Raw genomic sequence first — 22,318 nt, 5'->3', positions numbered from 1 at the left:
GCTCGACGGCGCGCGGCGCGACGGGCCATGGCTCGCGGCGGGACCGATCCGCCCCGCCCTGCGGTCCTGCCACGCCGATGGCGTGTTCCGCGTCGGCAACCTCGCAGGCGAGGCGCATCCGGTGATCGCCGAGGGCATTTCCATGGCGATCCAGTCGGGCTGGTTGCTGTCGCGCGCGCTCGATGGCTGCGATCTGGCCGATGCGGATGCGCGCGACCGGGCGGGCGCGCGCTATCACGCGGCATGGCGCAGGCAGTTCTCGACCCGCATCCGCGCCGCCAATGCCTTTGCCCATCTTGCGATGCGGCCCACGCGCTTTGCCGGGCTCGGCGGACTGATCGCGGCCATGCCGGGCACCCTGACGTTCGGCGCGCGGCTCAGCGGCAAGGTAAAACCGCTCTGCTGACCTTCTTTTTGCATCTGCCGCCGCCGATCCGTGCGCAAGGCTCGCGGATCGGGCAGACGTCGTATCGTGAGGCATATGCCTGAGGGATCTTCAATTATTTCTTCATGAATTCCCGCGCGGGGACGGGTTACGCTGTGACCGTCGCAGAAGGGCCGCCGTGTCTTCCTGACTGCGCGGGACGATCGACCCGACCTCTGCTTTGCCGGGCCATCGTCCCCGCGCGCGGACCGGCCGCTTCGCGACACCGCTGCCCGAACGGCGCGCCGTTCGGGCGACCAGGGCGGAGCCGGCATCAAGATCGGTCCCGCCGCCGCCAGTAGGGAATGCATCATGGCCGACACTTCGATCGGAACCCCGGACCAGCTCCGCGACCCGAATTACACCCCCCCGCTTCACAAGGCGATCCCGCTCGGCATCCAGCACGTGCTGGCGATGTTCGTCGCCAACGTCACACCGGCGATCGTCGTCGCAGGGGCCGCGGGCTTCGGCTTTGGCTCCAACTCCGCCGATTTCCCGGAGCTGCTCTACCTGATCCAGATGTCGATGCTGTTCGCGGGCATCGCCACGCTTCTTCAGACGGTCACCGTGGGCCGCGTCGGCGCGGCGCTGCCGATCGTGCAGGGCACCAGCTTCGCCTTTCTGCCCGTCATGATCCCGCTGGTCGCGGGCAAGGGCATCGACGGGTTGGCCGCGCTCTATGGCGGCATCATCGTCGGCGGGCTGTTCCATGCGGCGCTTGGCCTCGTGATCGGCCGCATCCGCTTTGCGCTGCCGCCGCTGGTCACCGGCCTGGTGGTGACGCTGATCGGCCTCGCGCTGGTGCAGGTCGGCATCCAGTATGCGGCGGGCGGCGTCCCGGCCAAGGCATCGGGGGCGGCGGAATACGGCTCCGCGCTCAACTGGTCGGCGGCTTTCGTGGTGATCCTCGTGACATTGGGGCTGAAGTTCTTCGCCCGCGGCATGCTCGCCGTCTCGGCGGTGCTTCTGGGCCTCTTGGCCGGCTATGCCTACGCGCTGGCGGTGGGCATCCTGACGCCCGAGGCGATCGCCGGGTCGTGGAACAACGCCGCCGCCTTCGCCCTGCCCGATCCGTTCCGCTACGGGGTGGATTTCACCATCGCGGCCATCCTGGGCTTCTGCCTCATGGCCTTTGTCTCGGCGGTCGAGACGGTGGGAGACGTATCGGGCATCACCAAGGGCGGCGCGGGACGCGAGGCGACCGACCGCGAGATCGAGGGCGCGACCTTTGCCGACGGTCTGGGCACCGCGCTCGCGGGCGTGTTCGGCGGCCTGCCCAACACCTCGTTCAGCCAGAACGTCGGGCTGATCGCGATGACCGGCGTGATGAGCCGCCACGTCGTCACCTGCGGCGCGGTCTTTCTCATCATCTGCGGGCTGGTGCCCAAGGTCGGCGGGGTGATCCGCACCGTGCCGATCGAGGTGCTCGGCGGCGGCGTCATCGTGATGTTCGGCATGGTGGTCGCCGCCGGGGTCTCGATGCTCTCCGAAGTCGAATGGAACCGGCGCAACATGGTGATCCTCGCCGTCTCGCTGAGCCTTGGGCTCGGTCTTCAGCTCGAGCCGCAGGCGGTGCAGTACCTGCCGGAGACGGCCCGCGTGCTGCTCACCTCAGGGCTTTTGCCCGCGGCCTTCCTCGCCATCGTGCTGAACCTCGTCCTGCCCGAGGCGCTGGCCGACGAGCGCTCTTCGGCGCAAACCGCCCCGGGCGTGCGCCCGATGCCATTGAACACGCCCGAACACTGAAAGCTTCGGAGTGAAACGCCAGCGGTGCCCCCTGCCCCACCGCGCTCAGGGGGCGCCGCGCCGCTCGTACCACTTGCGGCAGAAACCAAGGAAGGCCGCCTCGGCGTTGCGGGGCGGCTCGGTGAGCCAGGCCCGCCATTCGCCCTCGATCACCCGCACGTCCCAGCCCGGCGCGAGCGCCCGCGCCGTCTCGTAGACATCCGCATCCAGCGGCGGGATGCGGATGTCTTCCGTTTCGGCATGGGTGACCGTGCCCCGGCTGCGGAAGATCACGTGCTTCTCGTCCTCGCAAAAGCGCACCGAGTAGTCGGGCATGTGGCTGTGCTCGACATCCTCGGCGATGATCGCGCCGACCAGCCGCTTGAACTCGTAGCTTTTGGAGCCCGAACCGCATTTGCGGTGCAGCAGGGTCAGGCCGATCTTCCATTCGGACTGATGACCGCAATGCTTGCGCGCCAGCTCGTAGAGGCGGCGTTCCAGCGGCTTGCGCAGGCGGAAGTAATCGCGCGAGAGCGTCAGGACCTCCTGCGCCTTGATCGCGTTGAAGACCCAGTCCGAAAGCTTGACCTCGACCTCGTGCATCCGCCCCTCGCGCGTCTCGCGCACGACCTTGGCCCGCTCGACGAGGCCGAAGGTCTCGAAGGTCTCCTCGCCACCGGTGACGATATTGGTCGAGATCCGCGTACCGGCCAGCCGCTCCAATGCCGATTTGAGAAGCTGGTAGCCACGCCCCGAAGTCTCGCGGTTGGTCGCGCGCAAAAGATCGGCGGCCTGGAAGCGGACCAGCTGGCTGACCTCGCGCCCCTCGTTCATTCCGCGGATGATCTGGCTGATGCAGAAGATCAGGATGTCGCGGTCATGCACCGTGGCGAGGCCGTCCGAGCTTGGCTTGATCTCGACGACGATGCCGCGATGCTCGTAGCGGCGCGGCCTCAGGTCGGGCTTGGTCGACAGCGAGAAGATCGGATGCTCCATCGAGCCGATGTCGCCCTTCGGCGCGGCGTCGAGCACGTCGCAGACGAAGAAGTCGGGTTCCGGATGACGGTCGGGCAGGAGCGGGCTGTTCATATCGTCACTTCACACAGGTCGCCCCACGGAAACGTCACATCACACAGGCTGTCAAGAAAACATCGTCACTTCACACATAGACCGGGAGAGAAACGTCACTTTGCACATGGATACGGGGCTCGGAACGTCACTTCACACATGGAAGGCCTCGGAAGGTCGAGAATCGCGATTCCACATCGCCCAGATAGAGACGCCGTCGTCGTCATTTCACACATGAATGCTGTCGAGATCGTCACTTCACCCATGGATCTGCTACATTTGGCCTGATTGGCAGCAGGCTGAATGCGCCCGGGCGCAACGTGACTCCACACGTGGTTCAGCGTCACTTCACACAGACCGCATCGTCACTTCACACATAGTTGATACATGTAAGTCACTGATAGCAAAAACGAATACAGCGCCAACGCCGTCCTTAACACAGAGTCTTAACACCTATTAACTCCCGGGGCTGTGGATAAGTCGTTCTGTCCCCCAAATGTCCGAGACTGCGACCAGGTTGAAGCGAACTGTTATGGCACTGGAGCAACAAATGCCTTGAGAAATCCTGCCAACGCGAAAGCCATGCGGCGGACATGGAGATTGCGTGTATCCCCTTTTCGAAAAGTAACCGCTTTTGACGCATGGGCCGATGCTTGCGTTACCGAAGGCGGAGCCGAGCAGGAGGTTCACCATCGATGCATGGGATGATCGAGATAAACGGGCGAAACGTCCATGAGACCATGATCGCGGATGCGGAGGATCTGGCCAACGAGCTGTCCAGCCACATCCTGCGCAACCTCGCGCCCAATAGCGAAAAGGTACTGCGGCCCTTTTCCTCGGCTGAAGCCGCCGAGCTGCTCGGAGTCTCCACCGCGAACCTGCGCAAGTTGCATCACGACGGCAAGATCCCCGAAGTCACCGGTGGCACCACCGGGCGCAAGCTCTACACGGCGCAGGAATTGATCGAGATCCGCGAAGCCCTGGCGAAACAGGCGCGCAACCCGCTGGCCTATCTTCCGGGACGGCGCGAGGGCGAACAGATGCAGGTGATCTGCGCCATCACCTTCAAGGGCGGTTCGGGCAAATCCACCTCCACCGTGCATCTCGCGCAGCGCTTCGCGCTCAAGGGGTACCGCGTCCTCGTCATCGACATGGATCCGCAGGCCTCGCTCAGCACGCTGATGGGGCTGCGCCCCGAGATCGATCTCTACGAGCGCGGCACCATCTACGACGTGTTGCGCTATGACGAGGGGCGCATCGGCATGGAGCAGGTGATCCGGCCAACGCATTTTCCCTCGCTCGACCTCTGCCCCGGCGGGCTGATCCTGTCGGAATACGAGACCGAGACCCCGACGGCGCTGCGCCACGGCGACCCCGAGCCCTTCTATACCCGGCTGCGCTCGGCCCTGAGCACCGTCGACCATCGCTACGACCTCGTCTTCGTCGATTGCCCGCCGCAGCTCGGTTTTCTGACGCTGACCGCGATGACCGCGGCCACCAGCCTCGTAGTGCCGGTGATCCCCAACATGATCGACGTCGCCAGCCTCGCGCAGTTCATGACCATGGCCTCTTCTGCACTGACGCAGATCGCCAATGCGGGCGGCGAGTTCGACTATGATTTCATGCGCTACCTATTGTGCCGCTACGAGCCGACGGACGGGCCGCAGACGCAGGTCTCGGCTTTCCTGCGCAACATCTTTCCGGGGCGGGTGATGACCTCGCCCTTCCTCAAATCGACCGCCATCGCCGACGCCGGGCTGACCAGCGACACGATCTACGAAATCGACCGCGCGCAGGTGAACCGCGCGACGCTGAACCGGGCGCTGGAATCGATCAACCTCGTCTCCGCCGAACTAGAGCGCGAGCTGCACAAGGCATGGGGGAGGGCCGCCTGATGGGACGCAAGAACATCTTTCAGACCGAGCCCGTGGCGAGCGAAGCCCCCTCCCCCGCGCCGCGCCAGACGCCTGCGCGGCGCGACATGCCCGAGGCGATCGGGCGCGGGCCGGTGGGCATCATGGGCAATGACCTTCTGAGCAACTCGATCCGCGAGATCGATCCTGCCCGGATCGAGGGCAGCGCGCTGGCGGATCGTCTGAGCATCGAGGACGAGGGCATCGCCGCGCTGCGCGAGAGCATGCGGCAGCATGGGCAGCAGGTGCCGATCCTCGTGCGCCCCACCCGCGACCGGCCGGGCCATTTCAAGGTCGTCTACGGGCGGCGCAGGCTGGCCGCGCTGGCCGGTCTCGGGATCAAGGCCAAGGCAATCATCCGCACGCTGGACGAGGAAGAGGCCCTCGTGGCCCAAGGCCAGGAAAACAACCTGCGCCGCAACCCGAGCTTCATCGAGAAAGCAAGCTTCGCCGCCGCCATGCGGGCCTCGAATTACGCGACCGAAATCATCCTTGCCGCCCTCGGCATCGACAAGACGGCGCTGTCGAAGATGAAGAGCGTGACCGACACCCTGCCCTATCCGCTGATCGAGCTGATCGGCGCCGCGCCCGAAAGCGGCCGCCGCAAATGGATGGACCTCGCCGATCTGCTGCGCGCGGATATCGTGGCCGATCCGGTGGCCGAGGCCGAGACCGTCCTGTCGAAGGACATTGGATCGGACCGTCGGCTGGCCGATCTGACAGCGCATTTCGCGCGGCTGCGTCGCGCTGAAGCCCCCCCCGCGCTGCCTGCGGCGACTGCCCGAAGGGTGCTGTCCCTGGCCGATGGAAAACCCGTCGCGGAGCTGCGCGGCGATGCGAAGGCGATCTCCCTGAAAGTCTCGAAGCGCGACCACCCTGCCTTCGGCGATTGGCTTGAAGCGGAAGCGGAGACACTGCTGCGCCGCCTGCATGCCGAATGGCAGGCCGAAACCGCCCAGGACTGAGACGACCCGGTTTCGGTCCCAGACGACCAGACCCTGCGCTGGCCCCTGCCCCTCCCGACCCGGGAGGGGTTTTCTTGTCACCGGTCAAGGACGGGGCATGCTTCGAGCGAATGCGCGTGTCGTTCCTACCGCCCGGATGGTCCGAGTTGACCGCGGTCAACTCGGACGGCCCGGGCTCATTGATCCCGACCATTGTTGCATCTTCTAGCCCATGCACATGGTTGACCGCGGCCAACTCTTCGCAAGTGTTCCAAGTCTCCGCGGTTGACCGCGGTCAACTTCTGACCACAGGCGAGATGTTTGAAACGAACCGCATCATGCCTGCAATGCGTAACCCGACACCCGAAAGCGCAGCCCATACCACAGCTATCGGCTGCGAAGAGAGATGCGCGCCGAACATTCTTCCCTCTGTGTCACCCTCCGAACAGGCCCGGCAGAAAGTTGAAAGACCCATAGCGCAGGCAGCGGTTTTCCCGGTGAGACCGGCTGCGCTAGGCTACGCGGAATGCTGCCCCCAAGCGCCGGGGCCGATGAGATTGCAAGGAGCCAGACCAATGCCCGGATACCTGACCACCCATGTCCTCGACGCCGCGCGCGGCTGCCCCGCGGCCGGAATGCGGATCACGCTCGCCCGGATCGAGGGGGAAACGCGGCGGGTGATCAAGGAGATGGTCACCAACGCGGACGGGCGCACGGATGCGCCGATCCTGCCCGAGGCCGAGTTCGAAACGGGGACATACGAGCTGGTCTTCGCGGTGGGGGACTATCTCGACACCTGCGGCGTGGCGCCCGAGAGCCCGCGCTTTCTGGATGAAGTGCCGCTGCGCTTCGGCATGTCGCAGGATGATCATTACCACGTGCCGCTGCTGGTCTCGCCGTTTGGCTATTCGACCTATCGCGGCAGCTGAGACGGTCGGCGATGGCCCGTCAGAACCGGCCATCGCGCCTCATTCGAGTTCAATCCGTGATCTGCCACGGCATGTCGAGCCGGTGCTCCTGCAGGTTCGCGCCGAGACCGATGCGGTCGACGACGGCAAAGAGCCCCGGCGCCGCGAGCGGCGTCAGCACGCCGTGCCAGGTATTGCGAAGCAGATTGACCCCCTGCCCCGGCGTGGTGACGAAGGCCCGCGGCGTGCCGGGGCGGCCTGTGTCGTCGGGCGCCACGATGACGAGAAAGGCAGAGAGGCTGAGCGGCAGGAAGGCCTGGCTGCCCTCGGGGTGCCGCTCCAGCAGGTCAAGCTTGTAGGGCAGCGCGCGCGGCTCGGCGTCGAAGACCGAGATTCCGGCGCGGCCACCTTCCCCGAAATCGAGCCGGGCAAGATCGTGATGCCGGCCGCAGAGCCCCTCGTTGATGATCTTGTCGGGCGGGCCTGCCGCCTCGATCACGTCGCCGAAGGGGGCGAAGGCCTCACGCGTCAGCGGCTCGGTGCGGATCTCGCGGCTCATGACCGGTCCCCGCCTCCGGCCGGAGACAGGGTCGCCTTCAGCCGGTGCAGCGCGATCCGCTCGACCTGCCGGCAGGCCTCGGCGAACTCGGTGTCGCGGTCGTTGTCGATGCGTGCCTCGAAGGCCGCGAGGATGCCCGCCTTGTCGTGATCGCGCACCGCGATGATGAAGGGAAAGCCGAACTTGGCGACATAGGCGTCGTTGAGCTCGGTGAAGCGCGCGCGCTCCGCGTCGGTGAGCGCGTCAAGCCCGGCGCTGGCCTGCTCGGCGGTGCTCTCCGCCGTCAGCCGCTTGGCCGCGGCCAACTTGCCCGCGAGATCGGGGTGCGCGGTCAGCACGCCGAGCCGTTCCTCGTCGCTGGCCGAGCGGAAGGCGCGGGCGAGCGCGTTGTGCAGGCCCACGGCGGTGTCATGCGCCGGGCCCAGCTCGAGGTCATGCGCCCGCTCGGCGATCCAGGCCGAATGCTCGAAGATGCCGCCGAAGCGCGCCAAGAAGCTATCGCGGTCCATCTCCGAGGGCCGCTCGCGCGCCACCGGCGGGTGGGTCGCGGCCCAGTGCTCGGCGATCTCGAGCCGCGTGGCGAACCAGACGCCCTCATGCCCTCGCGCGTAATCAAGAAAGCGCTTGAGAGCCTGCGCCCGGCCGGGACGGCCGACGAGGCGGCAATGCAGCCCGATCGACATCATCTTCGGCGCGCCCTCGAGCCCCTCCTCGTAGAGGCAGTCGAAGCTGTCCTTGAGGTAGGAGAAATACTGGTCGCCCGAGTTGAAGCCCTGCGGCGTGGCGAAGCGCATGTCGTTGGCGTCGAGCGTGTAGGGCACGATCAGCTGGTCGCGATCGCCGAAGCGCGACCAGTAGGGCAGGTCGTCGGCATAGGTGTCGGCGGCATAGGCGAAGGAGCCGTTCTCGGCCACCAGCCGCACCGTGTTGTCCGAGGAGCGGCCCGTGTACCAGCCGCGCGGGGCTTCGCCCACGACCTCGGTGTGCAGGCGGATCGCCTCTTCCATGTCGGCGCGCTCATGCGCCTCGTCGGCGTCCTTGTACTCGATCCATTTCAGACCGTGCGACGCGATCTCCCAGTTCGCCTCCTTCATCGCCGCGACCTGCTCGGGGCTGCGCGCCAGCGCGGTGGCGACGCCGTAGACGGTGACCGGGAGGTCCTTGAGCATCCGGTGCAGCCGCCAGAACCCGGCGCGCGCGCCGTATTCGTAGATCGATTCCATGTTCCAGTGGCGCTGGCCGGGCCACTGGGCGGCGCCCACGATCTCGGAGAGAAACGCCTCGGAGCCCGCGTCGCCATGCAGGATGTTGTTCTCGCCGCCTTCTTCGTAGTTGAGCACGATCTGCACGGCGATCTTGGCGCCGTTCGGCCATTTCGGATCGGGGGTTTCGGCGCCGTAGCCGATCATGTCGCGGGGATAGCGGGTCACGCGGGGGGTCTCCTTGTTCTGTCTCTGCCAACATAGCGGCGGCTGGTCCGCCCGGCTGCACGGATTTATTTTGAAGCTGTCTCGCCTACAGACTGCGTGATTATCAAGCGCAGGCTGAAATACCTTGCGGGGCTCCGGTGCTAGCCCGGCCTCGCCGGACCATGCGAGACTGGCCCGCGACCCCACAGGAGATCGACATGACCGAGCGCAGCTATTTCGCACAGGCCGGGGGGCACCCGGCGCAGACCGAGCTGATGACCGGGCGCGCCGTCTTCACCGAAAGCTATGCCGTGTTGCCCGCGGGCACGATGCGCGACATCACGACCAGCTACCTGCCGTTCTGGGACGACACGCGCCTGTGGGTGATCGCGCGCCCGCTCACCGGCTTTGCCGAGACCTTCTCGCAATACGTGATGGAGGTCGGGCCTGGCGGCGGCAGCGACCGGGGCGAGACCGAGCCTGGTGTCGAAGGGGTGATCTTCGTGGTCGGCGGCGCGGTCGAGCTGTCGTTGGACGGCCGGACGCATCTGCTGGGGCAGGGGGGCTTTGCCTATCTCCCGGCGGGGAAGGGGTGGAGCCTGCGCAACCGCGGCGCGGAGCCGGCGCGGTTTCACTGGATCCGCAAGCTCTACGAGCCGGTCGAGGGGCTGGGACGCCCCGATCCGATCATCAGCTCCGACGCCGAAGTCACGCCGACGGAAATGCCGGACACCGAGGGCCGCTGGGCCACGACCCGCTTCGTCGATCCCGCCGACCTGCGCCATGACATGCATGTCACCATCGTCACCTTTCAGCCCGGCGGCGTCATTCCCTTCGAGGAGACGCATGTGATGGAGCACGGGCTCTACGTGCTTGAGGGCAAGGCGGTCTACAAGCTCAACCGCGACTGGGTCGAGGTCGAGGCGGGCGATTTCATGTGGCTGCGCGCCTTCTGCCCGCAGGCCTGCTACGCGGGCGGGCCGGGGCCGTTCCGCTACCTCCTCTACAAGGACGTGAACCGCCACGCGGCCTTCCTGCCGCGCCGTTGAGCACAGGGCCCGGCGCATCCGGAAGGTGAGCCGGGCTGTTCGTGACGGTGTTGGAGGCGCCGTGGGTCTGTAGGCCCGACCATCGCGGGGGGCATTCCGGCCAACTCTCCGCTGGCATGTCTGATCTGCCCCGCAACCGGCCGCCCGGTGTCCGCCAGCGCAAGGAACCGGCCGGATTCCAGATTGCCGCCCGAGGCTTGTGGTGCGACGGCGTCCGAAAGCGGAACGCTTGAGGTCCCGCGCCACCGCCCGGTGCTCGGAGCGCCGATGCTGCCCCCCGCCTCATGGGGCAGGGCAGGGCGGTCGAATGTCCGGCACAACCAATGGTGGAGTCCTGGGCCGCATGTCCATGTGGCATCCCCGTCCCGGTCTGTACTCGAACACGCGGTGTCGAACCAATCGCCAACCGGTCCGGCCCATGCCTCGATATGATGCAGCCGCTGTGCCTTGGATATTTTCCAAAATTACAGGCTTGCCAGACCGCAATCGATTTGCCACCAATCCTGCATTGGTTTGCGGATGGGTTTGGCAATGGTGCCGGATCGGGTCGCGGATGAGGGAGGCCCCCGAGGTATGGACAGTCCGCTCCTGCAGGTGGAGAACCTGAAGTTCCGGTTTCGTGGACAGCCGCAGGACGTGGTCGAGGGCATCTCGTTCCGGGTCGGGCGCAACGAGACGCTCTGCATCGTCGGGGAGTCGGGCTGCGGCAAGAGCGTCACCGCGCTGGCCCTGATGGGGCTTCTGCCGCGCGACTCCGTGCGCTTCGGCTCCGGCGAGATCCGCTTCGACGGCGACAGCTTCACGCCCTCGGATCACGACCGCATCGCCGCAATGCGCGGCGACCGCATGGCCATGATCTTCCAAGAGCCGATGACCTCGCTCAACCCGGCCTTCCGCATCGGCGACCAGATCGCCGAGGCCGTCGAGCAGCACCGCAAATGCGGCAAGGCCAAGGCCCGCGAGCGCGCGGTCGAGATGCTGCGCCGGGTCGGCATCCCCGCACCGGAGCAGCGGATGAACGAATATCCCCACCAGCTGTCGGGCGGCATGCGCCAAAGGGTGATGATCGCCATGGCGCTGGCCAATGACCCCGAGCTTCTGATCGCCGACGAGCCGACCACCGCGCTCGACGTCACAGTGCAGGCGCAGATCCTCGATCTGATCGCCGAGCTGCAGGCCGAGACCGGCATGGGCACGATCATGATCACCCACGACCTCGGCGTGGTGGCCGAGATCGCGACCGACGTCGCCGTGATGTATGCGGGGCAGGTGGTCGAATACGGGCCTGCCGAGGCGATCTTCAACGATCCGCAGCACCCCTACACCATCGGGCTGATGGCCTCGGTGCCGACGCTCACCGGCCCGCGCCGCCGCCTCTCGACGGTGCCGGGCTCGGTGCCGAGCATCGGCCAGATGCCCGAGGGCTGCCGCTTTTCCTCGCGCTGCCCCTTCGCGGCGCCGGTCTGCGCCAGCCGTCCCGAGCTGGCCGAGGTCGCGCCGGGCCACCGCGCGGCGTGCCACTTCGCACCTCTGGACCAGACATTGGAGCGCCGGGCATGAGCGACACGATCCTGAAGGCCGATGGGCTCAAGAAGCATTTCCACCTCGGCGGCGGCTTCATGGCAGAGACCAAGGTGGTGCGCGCGGTCGACGGCGTGTCGATCGAGGTCCGGCGCGGCGAGACCTTTGCCATCGTAGGAGAGTCCGGCTGCGGCAAGTCGACCCTCGCGCGGCTTCTGATGCGGCTTCTGGAGCCGACCGACGGAGCCATCGAGTTCGAGGAGCGCGACATCGCGGGCATCCGCGGACGCGATCTGCGCGAGCTGCGCCGCGACATGCAGTTCGTGTTCCAGGACCCTTTTTCCTCGCTCAATCCGCGCATGAGCGTGGGCAAGCTGGTGGGCGAACCGATCGAGACGCACCGGCCAGAGCTGAGCCGCGCGCAGCGCCGGCAGGAGGTGGCGCGGCTGTTGAACATCGTCGGCCTGCGCCCCGAGCATGCCGACCGCTACCCGCACGAGTTCTCGGGCGGGCAGCGTCAGCGGATCGGCATCGCCCGTGCGTTGGCTTCGAACCCGCGGCTGGTGATCGGCGACGAGCCGGTCTCGGCGCTCGACGTCTCGGTGCAGGCGCAGGTGGTGAACCTGCTGCACGATCTGAAATCCAAGCTCGACATGACGCTGGTGATCATCGCCCATGACCTCGCGGTGATCCGCCACATGAGCGACCGGGTCGCGGTGATGTATCTGGGCCAGGTGGTCGAGAGCGGGCCGACCGACGAGATCTTCGCCAACCCGCGTCATCCCTACACCATGGCGCTTCTCTCCGCGATCCCCGAGGCCGCGCATGGCCGGGCCAGGACCCGGCTCGCGCTCTCGGGCGAGACACCGAGCCCCGCGGCCCCGCCCTCGGGCTGCCGCTTTCACACCCGTTGCCCCTTTGCCCGCGAGGATTGCGCGACGCGCATCCCCGAGCTCGGCCCGGCAACGACCGAGTCCCGCGTCGCCTGCCATTACTGGCAGGACATCGCGGCAGACCGCCCGGCGGCAGGCCTCACCCCCGCCGCCGGGCGCAGCGAAGGCGCGCAAAGACGCTTCGCTCTCTACGAGGCAGCCACGCAGGCCACGACACCAAACCCCAAAACGGCGGCCAACGCCGAAGCCTGAACTTGGACCGACAGACAGAGGTATACGCATGACTTTCCGCAAGACCACGCTGCTCGCGGCGCTTTTGAGCGCCACCGCGCTCTCGGCGCAGGCGGCCGATTTCCGCTTCGCACTCGAAAGCGATCCGGACGTTCTCGACCCCGACCAGTCGCGCACCTTCGTGGGCCGCATCGTTTATGCCGCGCTGTGCGACAAACTCGTCGACATCACCCCCGAGCTGGAGCTGGTGCCGCAGCTGGCGACCGAGTGGAGCTGGAACGACGACGGCACCAAGCTGACCATGAAGCTACGCGAAGGCGTGACCTTCCATGACGGCACGCCCTTCGACGCCGAGGCCGTGGCCGCCAACATCGAACGCTCGCAGACCATGGAAGAGAGCCGCCGCAAGTCCGAGGTCGCCTCGATCTCGGGGACCGAAGTGCTGGGCTCCCACGAGATCCGCATCGACCTCGCCCAGCCCGACGCGACGCTGCTGGCGCAGTTCGCCGATCGCGCCGGCATGATGGTCTCGCCCGCCGCCGCCGCCGAGGCCGGCGCCGATTTCGGGCTGAACCCGGTCTGCTCCGGCCCGTTCAAGTTCGAAGAGCGCGTGGCGCAGGACAAGATCGTCCTGTCGAAATTCGCCGACTACTGGAACGCGGACGAGATCAACTTCGACAGCGTCACCTACCTGCCGATCCCCGACGACACCGTGCGCCTCGCGAACCTGCAGTCGGGCGACGTCGACGCGATCAACCGCCTCGCCGCGACCGACCGGGCGCGGATCATCGAGGATCCCGAGATCCAGGTCGAGGAGGTGATCTCGCTCGGCTACCAGGGCATCACCTTCAACGTCGGCAATGGCGACAAAGCAGACAACCCGTGGGGCAACGACGCGCGCCTGCGCCGCGCCTTCGAGCTGTCGCTCGACCGCGAGGCGATCAGCCAGGTGGTGTTCGAGGGCGCCGCCGCGCCGGGCAACCAGTCCTTCCCGCCGAACTCGCCGTGGTACGACAGCGGCACGCCGATGCCCGAGCGCGATGTCGAGAAGGCCAAGGAACTGCTGGCCGAGGCGGGCTATGCGGATGGCATCGACCTCGAGGTGCAGGTGCCCAACCGCCCCGTCTCGATGCAGCTGATGCAGGTGGTGCAGTCCATGGCCGCCGAGGCGGGGATCAACATCACGCTCAACGCCAAGGAATTCGCCACCATGCTGGCCGACCAGTCGGCGGGCGACTACGTGGCGAGCCAGGTCGGCTGGTCGGGCCGGGTCGATCCGGACGGCAACATCCATCAGTTCGTCACCACCGAAGGCGGCATCAACGACTCGGGCTTCTCGAACCCGGATGTCGACGCCGCGCTCGACGCGGCGCGGGTGACCGCCGACACGGCGACGCGCAAGGAGAGCTATGACGAGGCCCGCAAGATCCTCAACGAGGAAGCGCCGCTGGTCTACATCTACCACGACACCTGGATCTGGGCGCTCGATGACGACATCAAGGGCTTCACCCCCTATCCCGATGGCATGTTCCGCCTCGAAGGCGTGAGCAAGTCCGAGTGATGCGACCGGCCGCGCCGCTTTTCCGCGGCGCGGCCCCCAACCGCTGGTGCCCCTGATGCTCGCCTTCCTCCTGCGCCGGATCGTCGTCGCGATCCCGACCGTCATATTGATCTCGATTTTCGTCTTCGGCCTGCAAAAGCTGCTGCCGGGTGACCCGATCCTTGCCATGGCGGGGGAGGAGCGCGACCCCGAGGTGATCGAGTTCCTGCGCGAGAAATACCGCATGAACGATCCCGTGCCGGTGCAGTATCTGGCTTGGGTCAAGGGCGCGCTGACCGGCGATCTCGGCATCTCGCTCAGGACCAACCAGCCGGTGACCGAACTCATTGGCCAAAAGCTTCCCGTGACAATCCAGCTCGCCGTGATGGCGCTCATCTTCGCGCTGGTCATCGGCATTCCGGCAGGCATCCTCTCGGCGGTCAAGAAGGGCACAATCACCGATTACATCGCCAACGTCGTGGCGCTCTCGGGCCTGTCGATCCCGAACTTCTGGCTCGGCATCATGCTGATCCTGCTGGTGGCGGTGAACTGGCAGCTTCTGCCCGCCTCGGGCTATGTGCCGCCCGGCGAGGATCTGTGGCTCTCGATCAAGACCATGCTGATGCCCGCCTTCGTGCTGGGCACGGCGCTGGCCGCGACGCTGATGCGACACACCCGCTCGGCCATGCTGGGCGTGCTGAAATCCGACTACGTGCGCACCGCGCGGGCCAAGGGTCTCGCCGAGCGGCGCGTGATCCTCAAACACGCGTTTCGCAACGCGCTGACCCCGATCGTGACGCTCACCGCGCTGCTGTTCGGCGAGCTGATCGCGGGCGCGGTGCTGACCGAGCAGATCTTCACCATCCCGGGCTTCGGCAAGCTGGTGGTCGATGCGGTGTTCAACCGCGACTACGCGGTGGTGCAGGGCATCGTGCTGGTCACCGCGCTCGGCTTCATCGTCATGAACATCCTCGCCGACGCCGCCTATTTCGTCCTGAACCCGCGCCTGAGGAAGCAATGATGGCCCAACCCGCGACCGCCCAGCCCGCGACCCCCGCCACCATCGACCCGCAGACCGTCGTCGCCGACGACCCGGTTCTGGCGGCGCGCCCCGAGAACCGCGTGTGGAAGAAATTCCGCAGCCATAAATCCGCGATGCTGGGCGGTTTTCTCGTCGGATTCTTCGTGCTCATGGCCGTCTTCGCGCCGATCCTGCCGATCCCCGATCCGACCGCGACCGACTGGGGCGCGGTGCGCAAGGCGCCTTCGGCGGCGCATTGGCTCGGCACCGACGAGATCGGCCGCGACGTGCTGGCCCGCCTCGTCTGGGGCGCGCGCGCCTCGCTGATGGCGGGCGTCGTCTCGGTCGGCATCGCGGTGGCCTTCGGCGTGCCTCTTGGCATTCTCGCGGGCTATTTCGGCGGCTGGACCGACGGCATCATCTCGCGCTGCACGGAGGCGCTTCTCGCGGTGCCGTTCCTGATCCTCGCGATTGCGCTCGCGGCCTTTCTCGGGCCCTCGCTCACCAATGCGATGATCGCCATCGGCCTGTCGGCCACGCCGGTCTTCGTGCGGCTGACGCGGGGGCAGGTCATCTCGGTCAAGGCCGAGGATTACGTGGAGGGCGCGCATGCGATCGGGCTGTCGACGCCCAAGATCCTGAGCCGCTACATCTTTCCCAATATCCTGCCGCCCGTTCTGGTGCAGGCGACGCTGACCATCGCCACCGCGATCATCGCCGAAGCGTCGCTCTCCTTCCTCGGGCTGGGCCAGCAGCCGCCCGCGCCGTCATGGGGCTCGATGCTCAACACCGCCAAGAACTTTCTCGCCCAGGCGCCATGGATGGCGATGTGGCCGGGAATTGCGATCTTCCTCGTAGTGCTGGGCTTCAACCTGCTGGGCGACGGGCTGCGCGACGCGCTCGATCCGCGCGAACACTGAATTCAAGGAAAAGAGTTACTCAAATGACCGCTTTCACCACCCGCCCCGAGATCCGCGGCACCTTCGGCACCGTCACCTCGACCCATTGGATCGCCTCCGCCGTGGGCATGGGCATCCTCGAGCGTGGCGGCAATGCCTTCGATGCCGCCGTGGCCACCGGCCTCGTGCTGCAGGTGGTCGAGCCGCATCTCAACGGCCCGGCGGGCGATTTGCCGGTGATCTTCCGCTCGGCCGAAACGGGCAAGGTCGAGGTGGTCTGCGGGCAGGGGCCCGCACCGGCGGGGGCGACCATCGCGCATTACAAGGCGCAGGGCTTCGATCTCATCCCCGGCACCGGTCTTCTGGCGACGGTGATCCCCGGCGCCTTCGACGGCTGGATGCTGATGCTGCGCGATCACGGCACGATGGAGATCGGGGATGTCATGCGCCCGGCCATCGACTATGCCCGCGACGGCCACCCGGTGCTGCCGCGCGTGGCCGCGACGATGCAGGGGCTGGTCGAGTATTTCCAGACCGAATGGTCGACCTCCGCCGAGGTCTGGGCACCGCAGGGCCGCGCGCCTCAGGCGCATGAGCTGTTTCGCAACCCCGATCTCGCCGACACCTACGAGCGGCTCTCGGAGGCCGAGGGAGACAGCCGCGAGGCGCGGATCGACGCGGCGCGCAAGATGTGGGCCGAGGGCTTCGTCGCCGAGGCGGTGGAGGAGTACCTCAAAGAGGCCGAGGTGCACGACGTCTCGGAGCGCAAGAACCGCGGCGTGCTGACCAAGGCCGACATGGCGGGCTGGCGCGCGAGCTACGAGGCGCCGGTCTCGATCGATTACCACGGCTGGAAGGTGCACAAGACCGGGCCGTGGGGGCAGGGGCCCGTGCTGTTGCAGGCGCTCTCGATCCTGAAGAACTTCGACCTCGCGGCGATGGACCCCAACGGGCCGGACTTCGTGCATACCGTCATCGAGGCGATGAAGCTCGCCTATGCCGACCGCGAGGCCTATTACGGCGATCCGGCGCAATCGGACATCCCGATGCAGGTGCTGCTGTCGGATGTCTACGGTGCCGAGCGCGCCAAGCTCATCTCGGACAGCGCCTCGATGGAGCAGCGTCCCGGCCGGATCGAGGGCTTCGAGCATCAGGCCGATGCCGCGATCGAGCGCGCCGCCCGCGAGTTCGACCGCAACCCCGACGCCGCGCCGCAGGAGCCGACCATGGCGCACCTGTCGGAAAAGCGCGGCGACACGGTGCATCTCGACGTGATCGACAAATGGGGCAACATGGTCGCCGCGACCCCCTCGGGCGGCTGGCTGCAAAGCTCCCCCGTGGTGCCGGGCCTCGGTTTCCCGCTCAATTCGCGGGCGCAGATGTTCTGGCTCGACGAGGGTCTTCCGACCTCGCTCGCCCCGGGCCGCCGTCCGCGCACGACACTGACGCCGACCTTGGCGGAAAAGGACGGGCGCGGCCTGGTCTTCGGCACGCCGGGCGGCGATCAGCAGGACCAGTGGCAGCTGGTGTGGTTCCTGCGCTTCGTGCATCACGGGTTCGATCTGCAGGAGGGCATGGATGCGCCGCTGTTCCACTCGATGCATTTCCAGGGCTCCTTCTACCCGCGCGAATGCAAGCCCGGCGAGATGATGATCGAGCCCGCGGTGGGCGATGACACCATCGCGGCCCTGCGCGCACGCGGCCACAAGGTGACCGTGGCCGAGCCATGGAGCGTCGGTCGCCTGACTGCGGCATTGCGTGAGCCGGACGGGATGCTCCGCGCCGCCGCCACGCCGCGGCTGATGCAGGCCTATGCGGTGGGGCGCTGAGCATGACCTATTCGATCATCGCGCATGACCCCGCGACCGGCGAGATCGGCCTCGCCGTCGCCTCGCGTTTCTTCGCCGCCGGTGCCGCCGTCCCTTACGTCGGCGCGCGCTGCGCCGTCGCCACGCAGGCCTTCGTCAACCCGCTCTGGGGCGTCGAGGGGCGCCAGCGCCTCGCGGCGGGCGAGGGCGCCGAGGCGGTGCTTGCCGATCTCAAGGCACGCGACGAAGCCCAGGCGATCCGCCAGTGCCACATGATGGATGCGCAAGGCAATTTCGCGGCCCATACCGGGGCGGATTGCATCGACTGGGCCGGGCATCTGGTCGGGACGACCCATTCCGTCGCGGGCAACATGCTGGTGGATGCGAGGGTCGTCGAGGCGACCTTCGCCGCCTATGAAACGGCCAAAGGCTCCATGGCCGAGCGGTTGCTCGCGGCGATGGAGGCGGGCGAGGACGCGGGCGGCGACAAACGCGGCCGCCAGGCCGCGGGGCTGACCGTGCACCGCGGGCAGGAGTATGCTTTCCTGTCGCTGCGCGTCGACGACGACGCCGACCCGCTGGCCGAACTGCGCCGCCTGCTTGATGTGGCCGACGAGCGCTACCTGCATGTCGCGGGCGCGATGCCGACCGCCGAGAATTTCTCGGGGATCACGGATCGCGCGCCGATCGACCGGGCCATCGAAGAGGCCGAGGCGCGCCGCCGCGCACAAGGCCGCGCCTCGCGCTCGCGCGCGACCGAAACGGGGGCCTGAGATGGATCTCGGCACGATCCTGACGCTTCTGGGCGTCGCCGTGGCGGCAGGCGTCGCCGGCGGCATCCTCGCGGGGCTTCTGGGCGTGGGCGGCGGCATCGTCATCGTGCCCGCGCTCTATTTCGCGCTCTCGCTCACCGGCATGGAGCCGGGGCTGACCATGCAGCTTGCGGTGGGCACATCGCTCGCCACCATCGTCTTCACCTCGCTGTCTTCGGCGCGCGGGCATTACAAGAAGGGTGCGATCGACGCGGGCCTTCTGAAACTCTGGGCGCCCTCGATCCTCGTGGGCGTGGTGCTGGGCAGCTTCACCGGCGGCCTGATCGACGGGCGCATCCTGATCGGCGTCTTTGCGGCGGTGGCGGCGGTGGTGGCGCTCGACATGGTGCTGCGCGGCCGCAAGGGCGAGGTGACGCCCAAGGGCTTCTCGAAACCGGCCTGGGCGGGGTTCGGGGTGTTTGCCGGCACGGTCTCCTCGATGATGGGGATCGGCGGCGGCACGGTCTGCGTGCCGCTTCTGAACTTTCTCGGCTACGACATTCGCCGCGCCGTCGGCACCTCCGCGGCGATCGGTTTCGTGATCGGCCTGCCGGGGGCGATCATCTACATGCTGACCGGGCTCGGGGCCGAGGGGCTGCCGCCGTTTTCGCTGGGCTACGTCAACCTCGTGGCCGTGGCGGTGATCATCCCGCTGACCACGACATTCGCGGGCGTCGGCGTGAGGCTGGCCCATTCGATCCCGCAACGCGCGCTGCGTCTCTCCTTCGGGTTGTTTCTGGCGCTGACATCGGCGCGCATGTTATGGGATCTGGCATCGGCGACGAGGGTGGCATGAGCGGGGATGACGAGGCGCTGCTCGATCGGCTGCGCGAAGGGCTGCGCGACGAGAGCCTGCTGTCGAACGGCAAGGTGATGCCCGAGCGGCAGCTGGCCGACCGCCTCGGGCTCGGCCGGGCGCGGCTCAGGCGGCTGCTGGACGTGCTCGAAGCCGAAGGCACGATCTTCCGGCGGCAGGGGCAGGGGACCTTCGCGGCCCCGCCGCCCGCGGGCGGCGGCATCCAGACGCTGGTGCGCACCGTCACGCCGCACAACCTCATGGAGGTGCGCCTCGAGATCGAGCCGGCGCTGGCCGCCCATGCGGCGCAACGTGCCACGCCCGAAGAGCTCGTGGTGCTGGAGCGGTTGATGCAGGCGACGCTGACGCCAGACGATCCGCGCGGCTACGAAACGGCGGACGATATCTTCCACTTCAAGATCGCCGAGTTGGCGCACAACCCGCTGTTCCTGACGATCCACCAGTCGATCCGCGCGGTGCGCCGCCATGCGCAATGGACCGATCGCCGCCGCGAGACCCTCTCGGCCGAGCGCATCGCGACGCTGGGCCGTCAGCATGCGGCGCTCTATGCGCATATCGCCGGACGCCGCCCGGCCGAGGCCGCCGCCGAAATGGAGCAGCACCTGCTCACCGTGTCGAGCACGATGCTGCGGGTCCGCCGCCACGAGGCGGCCCTCCAGAACGGGTTGAACACGGAGTGACGGCGGACGCGGCGGCCTAGAGCTCGCCGGCCCTGATCCTGCGCTCATAGGCATCGAGCATCGCCGTCAGGGGATCGGCCCCGCCGAGGCTCTCCGCGTCGCGGCGGTAGGTCCCCGGCACGCGCCCGGCGGTGCAGACCACCTTGTCGCCGCGCATTGCCCGGACATGCCAGACATCGTCTTCGAGCTTCGCCTCGATCCGGCAGGCTTCGCCGTCGTGTTCGAATGCACGCTCCATCGGATCCTCCTTGCAGGTTCGAGCGGTACGGGTTCGCATGCGATCGCATCACAAAAGCGCCACGCTGCCAAGGCGGCCATGCTGCGAAGGGGCAAGGGGGGCGGCCTGGAACTGACCTGCCTCCGGAAAACTGGGCCGCCGGATCCGGGAAAAGTCTCGTAAACTGCCAGCTTTGGCATTTGCAGCAGCCATGGCGCGCAGAGTCCGGATTGACGACCGGGGCTCCAAGACGGAAGTCCTGACCCCAGGCCAAGCATAGCACGCGATGTTTCTATCCCGCACAAGCGGGTGCCGACCCGGGATGGTCTTTTAGGACGTCACGCTCCGCCTCGAGACGAGCGACCTTCTTGCGCAGGGCAGTGACCTCGGCCTGCTCTTGGCTGACCCCCCGCCCGTGGCCGGGGAGCACCCGCGAGTGGGGCGTCTTCCACCTCGCGTCTCCATCGGTGCAGTACGCACTCGAACAGCTCCTGATCCCAGCATGCCCGGACACCAATGACACCGCGCTCCGTCACCGGCTTCACAGCCTCAAGCTTGAACTCACGGCTGAACGTTCGTCTCTTCATCCGAGGTCTTCGATCCCATGGTCACGATCTTATCGTCGTGTTCACGGGACCGGCAGCAGCCTACGGTGCCCATCAGTCACCGATATCCCCGTTCAGCGTTCCCTCCGGTCGATCAGCTGGGCATCTCGATCTGCAACTTGACGTCAGTCTCGCGCCCTTCTGCGGCGCGTTCGAAGGCCGCGATGCTGTCCTCGAAGGGCATGCTGAGCGAGATCAGCGGCTTCAGGTCCACCTTGCCCGTCCCGATCAACGCGATGGCGCGGTCATAGACATTGGCATAGCGGAAGACCGTTTCGAGGCGTGTTTCCTTGGCCTGTAGGCCGACGATGTCCATGGGCACCGGATCGACCGGCATGCCGACCAGCACGGCGGTCCCGCCCGGACGCACCAGTTGCGGCAGACCCAGGACGGCCGGTGCAGCGCCCGAGCATTCGAAGACGACATCCGCACCCCAGCCTTCGGTCGTCTTGGCGATGGCATCCGCCGCGGGAATGTCGCGGATGTTGACCGTTTCGATGCCGGGATAGGCACCGATGATGTCCAGCTTGGACTGGGCCAGATCGGCCACCAGGACCTTGGCACATCCCCCGGCAAGGGCCGCCAGCGCCGTCATCATGCCGATGGGACCCGCGCCCAGCACCATGCCTACGTCGCCGGGCTGGATGCGCGCACGCAGCGCGGCCTGCATGCCGATCGCGAAGGGTTCGACCATCGCGCCTTCGGCGAAAGAGACATTGTCGGGCAGCTTGTAGGTATAGGCCGCCGGGTGAACGACCTGTGGCGTAAGGCAGCCATGCACGGGAGGCGTCGCCCAGAAGGTCACCGCGGGATCAACGTTGTAGATGCCCAGCTTGGCCGCGCGCGAGGCGGGGTCGGGAATGCCAGGCTCCATGCAGACGCGATCACCCTCCTTCAGGTGACGGACCTGCGCACCGACCTCGATCACCACGCCCGAGGCTTCGTGACCCAGAACCATCGGTTCGTTGACGACGAAGGGCCCGATCCTGCCATGGGTATAGTAGTGCACGTCGGACCCGCAGATACCCACCGTGTGAACCCGGATGCGGACATCGGTCGGCCCCATGTCCATGTCCAACGGAATATCCCGCAGCGACAGCTCTCCTTTTCGCTCCAGAACCAGCGATCTCGGCATCTTGCCTCTCCCTTGGATGCTTGGCGGCAATCGGTCTGCCGGCGGGCGCATACGACGCCAGCCGGGGCAGGCTGTAAAGACCTCCGATATTTGCGCGAACCAGAAAAATCATAGCGCCACTGCCGCGATGGCGGGGCAGG

At 67.1% G+C, this 22,318-nt stretch carries 21 protein-coding genes; 15 read left to right on the top strand and 6 right to left on the bottom strand.

Going from position 1 to position 22,318, the window contains the following annotated elements:
• Together NHG85_RS18215 and NHG85_RS18210 are read left to right on the top strand one after the other, a co-directional pair.
• Positions 1 to 406, top strand: a 406-nt coding sequence (locus NHG85_RS18215; protein WP_370363059.1) for an NAD(P)/FAD-dependent oxidoreductase, incomplete at its 5' end; no start/stop codon positions are given.
• Positions 407 to 736: 330 nt separating this feature from the next.
• The gene (locus NHG85_RS18210; protein ID WP_253335084.1) at positions 737 to 2,170 is read left to right on the top strand and encodes a uracil-xanthine permease family protein; all 1,434 of its coding nucleotides are present in this window, start codon (positions 737 to 739) and stop codon (positions 2,168 to 2,170) included.
• 45 nt (positions 2,171 to 2,215) lie between these two features.
• Here NHG85_RS18210 and NHG85_RS18205 read toward each other — a convergent pair whose 3' ends face one another.
• Positions 2,216 to 3,238: a replication initiator protein A gene (locus tag NHG85_RS18205; protein WP_253335076.1), complete on the bottom strand. Its 1,023-nt coding sequence runs from the start codon at positions 3,236 to 3,238 to the stop codon at positions 2,216 to 2,218.
• Between the two features lie 683 nt (positions 3,239 to 3,921).
• Between NHG85_RS18205 and repA the strand changes: the two genes are divergently transcribed.
• The 3 genes from repA to uraH all read left to right on the top strand — a co-directional run bounded on the left by repA (position 3,922) and on the right by uraH (position 7,003).
• Positions 3,922 to 5,112, top strand: coding sequence for a plasmid partitioning protein RepA (gene repA, locus NHG85_RS18200; protein ID WP_253335074.1), 1,191 nt, complete (start codon positions 3,922 to 3,924; stop codon positions 5,110 to 5,112).
• The gene (gene repB, locus NHG85_RS18195; RefSeq protein ID WP_253335072.1) at positions 5,112 to 6,095 is read left to right on the top strand and encodes a plasmid partitioning protein RepB; all 984 of its coding nucleotides are present in this window, start codon (positions 5,112 to 5,114) and stop codon (positions 6,093 to 6,095) included. Before repA ends, repB begins: the two co-directional genes overlap by 1 nt.
• 554 nt (positions 6,096 to 6,649) lie before the next feature.
• Positions 6,650 to 7,003 (top strand): hydroxyisourate hydrolase, encoded by a 354-nt coding sequence (uraH, locus tag NHG85_RS18190; RefSeq protein ID WP_253335070.1) that lies wholly within the window; start codon positions 6,650 to 6,652, stop codon positions 7,001 to 7,003.
• Between the two features lie 49 nt (positions 7,004 to 7,052).
• On the opposite strand, the gene NHG85_RS18185 is transcribed toward uraH, so the two are convergent.
• A complete protein-coding gene (locus NHG85_RS18185) occupies positions 7,053 to 7,541 on the bottom strand; it encodes an ureidoglycolate lyase (protein WP_253335068.1) in 489 nt (162 codons plus the stop codon).
• Positions 7,538 to 8,971: an allantoinase PuuE gene (puuE, locus tag NHG85_RS18180; protein WP_253335062.1), complete on the bottom strand. Its 1,434-nt coding sequence runs from the start codon at positions 8,969 to 8,971 to the stop codon at positions 7,538 to 7,540. The genes NHG85_RS18185 and puuE overlap by 4 nt, the downstream gene beginning before the upstream one ends.
• Positions 8,972 to 9,168: 197 nt before the next feature.
• Between puuE and NHG85_RS18175 the strand changes: the two genes are divergently transcribed.
• The 10 genes from NHG85_RS18175 (at position 9,169) to NHG85_RS18130 (ending at position 20,221) form a co-directional block, all read left to right on the top strand.
• Positions 9,169 to 9,999, top strand: coding sequence for a bifunctional allantoicase/(S)-ureidoglycine aminohydrolase (locus NHG85_RS18175; protein ID WP_253335056.1), 831 nt, complete (start codon positions 9,169 to 9,171; stop codon positions 9,997 to 9,999).
• 573 nt (positions 10,000 to 10,572) lie between these two features.
• On the top strand, positions 10,573 to 11,559 hold the full coding sequence (locus NHG85_RS18170; protein WP_253335054.1) for an ABC transporter ATP-binding protein: 987 nt from the start codon (positions 10,573 to 10,575) through the stop codon (positions 11,557 to 11,559).
• The gene (locus NHG85_RS18165) at positions 11,556 to 12,665 is read left to right on the top strand and encodes an ABC transporter ATP-binding protein (protein ID WP_253335053.1); all 1,110 of its coding nucleotides are present in this window, start codon (positions 11,556 to 11,558) and stop codon (positions 12,663 to 12,665) included. The genes NHG85_RS18170 and NHG85_RS18165 overlap by 4 nt, the downstream gene beginning before the upstream one ends.
• Positions 12,666 to 12,693: 28 nt before the next feature.
• Positions 12,694 to 14,205: an ABC transporter substrate-binding protein gene (locus NHG85_RS18160; protein ID WP_253335052.1), complete on the top strand. Its 1,512-nt coding sequence runs from the start codon at positions 12,694 to 12,696 to the stop codon at positions 14,203 to 14,205.
• Positions 14,206 to 14,260: 55 nt separating this feature from the next.
• Positions 14,261 to 15,205 carry an ABC transporter permease gene (locus tag NHG85_RS18155; protein ID WP_253335051.1) on the top strand — a complete coding sequence of 315 codons (945 nt, stop codon included), beginning with the start codon at positions 14,261 to 14,263 and terminating at the stop codon, positions 15,203 to 15,205.
• On the top strand, positions 15,205 to 16,125 hold the full coding sequence (locus tag NHG85_RS18150) for an ABC transporter permease (RefSeq protein ID WP_253335050.1): 921 nt from the start codon (positions 15,205 to 15,207) through the stop codon (positions 16,123 to 16,125). Before NHG85_RS18155 ends, NHG85_RS18150 begins: the two co-directional genes overlap by 1 nt.
• Before the next feature lie 23 nt (positions 16,126 to 16,148).
• Positions 16,149 to 17,933: a gamma-glutamyltransferase family protein gene (locus NHG85_RS18145; RefSeq protein WP_253335049.1), complete on the top strand. Its 1,785-nt coding sequence runs from the start codon at positions 16,149 to 16,151 to the stop codon at positions 17,931 to 17,933.
• Between the two features lie 2 nt (positions 17,934 to 17,935).
• A complete protein-coding gene (locus NHG85_RS18140; RefSeq protein WP_253335047.1) occupies positions 17,936 to 18,685 on the top strand; it encodes a DUF1028 domain-containing protein in 750 nt (249 codons plus the stop codon).
• 1 nt (position 18,686) lies between these two features.
• Positions 18,687 to 19,520 (top strand): sulfite exporter TauE/SafE family protein, encoded by an 834-nt coding sequence (locus NHG85_RS18135; protein ID WP_253335045.1) that lies wholly within the window; start codon positions 18,687 to 18,689, stop codon positions 19,518 to 19,520.
• Positions 19,517 to 20,221 (top strand): FadR/GntR family transcriptional regulator, encoded by a 705-nt coding sequence (locus NHG85_RS18130; protein WP_253335044.1) that lies wholly within the window; start codon positions 19,517 to 19,519, stop codon positions 20,219 to 20,221. Before NHG85_RS18135 ends, NHG85_RS18130 begins: the two co-directional genes overlap by 4 nt.
• A gap of 16 nt (positions 20,222 to 20,237) precedes the next feature.
• On the opposite strand, the gene NHG85_RS18125 is transcribed toward NHG85_RS18130, so the two are convergent.
• From NHG85_RS18125 to NHG85_RS18120, 3 genes are all read right to left on the bottom strand, one after another.
• Complete coding sequence (locus NHG85_RS18125) at positions 20,238 to 20,459, bottom strand: hypothetical protein (protein ID WP_253335043.1); 222 nt, start codon at positions 20,457 to 20,459, stop codon at positions 20,238 to 20,240.
• Positions 20,460 to 20,776: 317 nt separating this feature from the next.
• Positions 20,777 to 21,025 (bottom strand): transposase, encoded by a 249-nt coding sequence (locus NHG85_RS19915; protein WP_370363058.1) that lies wholly within the window; start codon positions 21,023 to 21,025, stop codon positions 20,777 to 20,779.
• 112 nt (positions 21,026 to 21,137) lie between these two features.
• A complete protein-coding gene (locus tag NHG85_RS18120) occupies positions 21,138 to 22,178 on the bottom strand; it encodes an NAD(P)-dependent alcohol dehydrogenase (RefSeq protein ID WP_253335042.1) in 1,041 nt (346 codons plus the stop codon).
• Between the last annotated feature and the right edge of the window lie 140 nt (positions 22,179 to 22,318).

This window comes from Limimaricola litoreus (assembly GCF_024159025.1).
In the GTDB taxonomy this organism is placed as follows: Bacteria; Pseudomonadota; Alphaproteobacteria; order Rhodobacterales; family Rhodobacteraceae; genus Limimaricola; species Limimaricola litoreus.
This window is presented reverse-complemented; position numbering and strand designations above follow the sequence as displayed.

Excerpts from the sequence above, each read along its gene's own strand:
- NHG85_RS18210 (WP_253335084.1), top strand. The coding sequence starts at position 737 with ATGGCCGACACTTCGATCGGAACCCCGGACCAGCTCCGCGACCCGAAT.
- NHG85_RS18205 (WP_253335076.1), bottom strand. The coding sequence starts at position 3,238 with ATGAACAGCCCGCTCCTGCCCGACCGTCATCCGGAACCCGACTTCTTC.
- repA (WP_253335074.1), top strand. The coding sequence starts at position 3,922 with ATGATCGAGATAAACGGGCGAAACGTCCATGAGACCATGATCGCGGAT.
- repB (WP_253335072.1), top strand. The coding sequence starts at position 5,112 with ATGGGACGCAAGAACATCTTTCAGACCGAGCCCGTGGCGAGCGAAGCC.
- uraH (WP_253335070.1), top strand. The coding sequence starts at position 6,650 with ATGCCCGGATACCTGACCACCCATGTCCTCGACGCCGCGCGCGGCTGC.
- NHG85_RS18185 (WP_253335068.1), bottom strand. The coding sequence starts at position 7,541 with ATGAGCCGCGAGATCCGCACCGAGCCGCTGACGCGTGAGGCCTTCGCC.
- NHG85_RS18175 (WP_253335056.1), top strand. The coding sequence starts at position 9,169 with ATGACCGAGCGCAGCTATTTCGCACAGGCCGGGGGGCACCCGGCGCAG.
- NHG85_RS18170 (WP_253335054.1), top strand. The coding sequence starts at position 10,573 with ATGGACAGTCCGCTCCTGCAGGTGGAGAACCTGAAGTTCCGGTTTCGT.
- NHG85_RS18165 (WP_253335053.1), top strand. The coding sequence starts at position 11,556 with ATGAGCGACACGATCCTGAAGGCCGATGGGCTCAAGAAGCATTTCCAC.
- NHG85_RS18160 (WP_253335052.1), top strand. The coding sequence starts at position 12,694 with ATGACTTTCCGCAAGACCACGCTGCTCGCGGCGCTTTTGAGCGCCACC.
- NHG85_RS18155 (WP_253335051.1), top strand. The coding sequence starts at position 14,261 with ATGCTCGCCTTCCTCCTGCGCCGGATCGTCGTCGCGATCCCGACCGTC.
- NHG85_RS18150 (WP_253335050.1), top strand. The coding sequence starts at position 15,205 with ATGGCCCAACCCGCGACCGCCCAGCCCGCGACCCCCGCCACCATCGAC.
- NHG85_RS18145 (WP_253335049.1), top strand. The coding sequence starts at position 16,149 with ATGACCGCTTTCACCACCCGCCCCGAGATCCGCGGCACCTTCGGCACC.
- NHG85_RS18140 (WP_253335047.1), top strand. The coding sequence starts at position 17,936 with ATGACCTATTCGATCATCGCGCATGACCCCGCGACCGGCGAGATCGGC.
- NHG85_RS18135 (WP_253335045.1), top strand. The coding sequence starts at position 18,687 with ATGGATCTCGGCACGATCCTGACGCTTCTGGGCGTCGCCGTGGCGGCA.
- NHG85_RS18130 (WP_253335044.1), top strand. The coding sequence starts at position 19,517 with ATGAGCGGGGATGACGAGGCGCTGCTCGATCGGCTGCGCGAAGGGCTG.
- NHG85_RS18125 (WP_253335043.1), bottom strand. The coding sequence starts at position 20,459 with ATGGAGCGTGCATTCGAACACGACGGCGAAGCCTGCCGGATCGAGGCG.
- NHG85_RS19915 (WP_370363058.1), bottom strand. The coding sequence starts at position 21,025 with ATGAAGAGACGAACGTTCAGCCGTGAGTTCAAGCTTGAGGCTGTGAAG.
- NHG85_RS18120 (WP_253335042.1), bottom strand. The coding sequence starts at position 22,178 with ATGCCGAGATCGCTGGTTCTGGAGCGAAAAGGAGAGCTGTCGCTGCGG.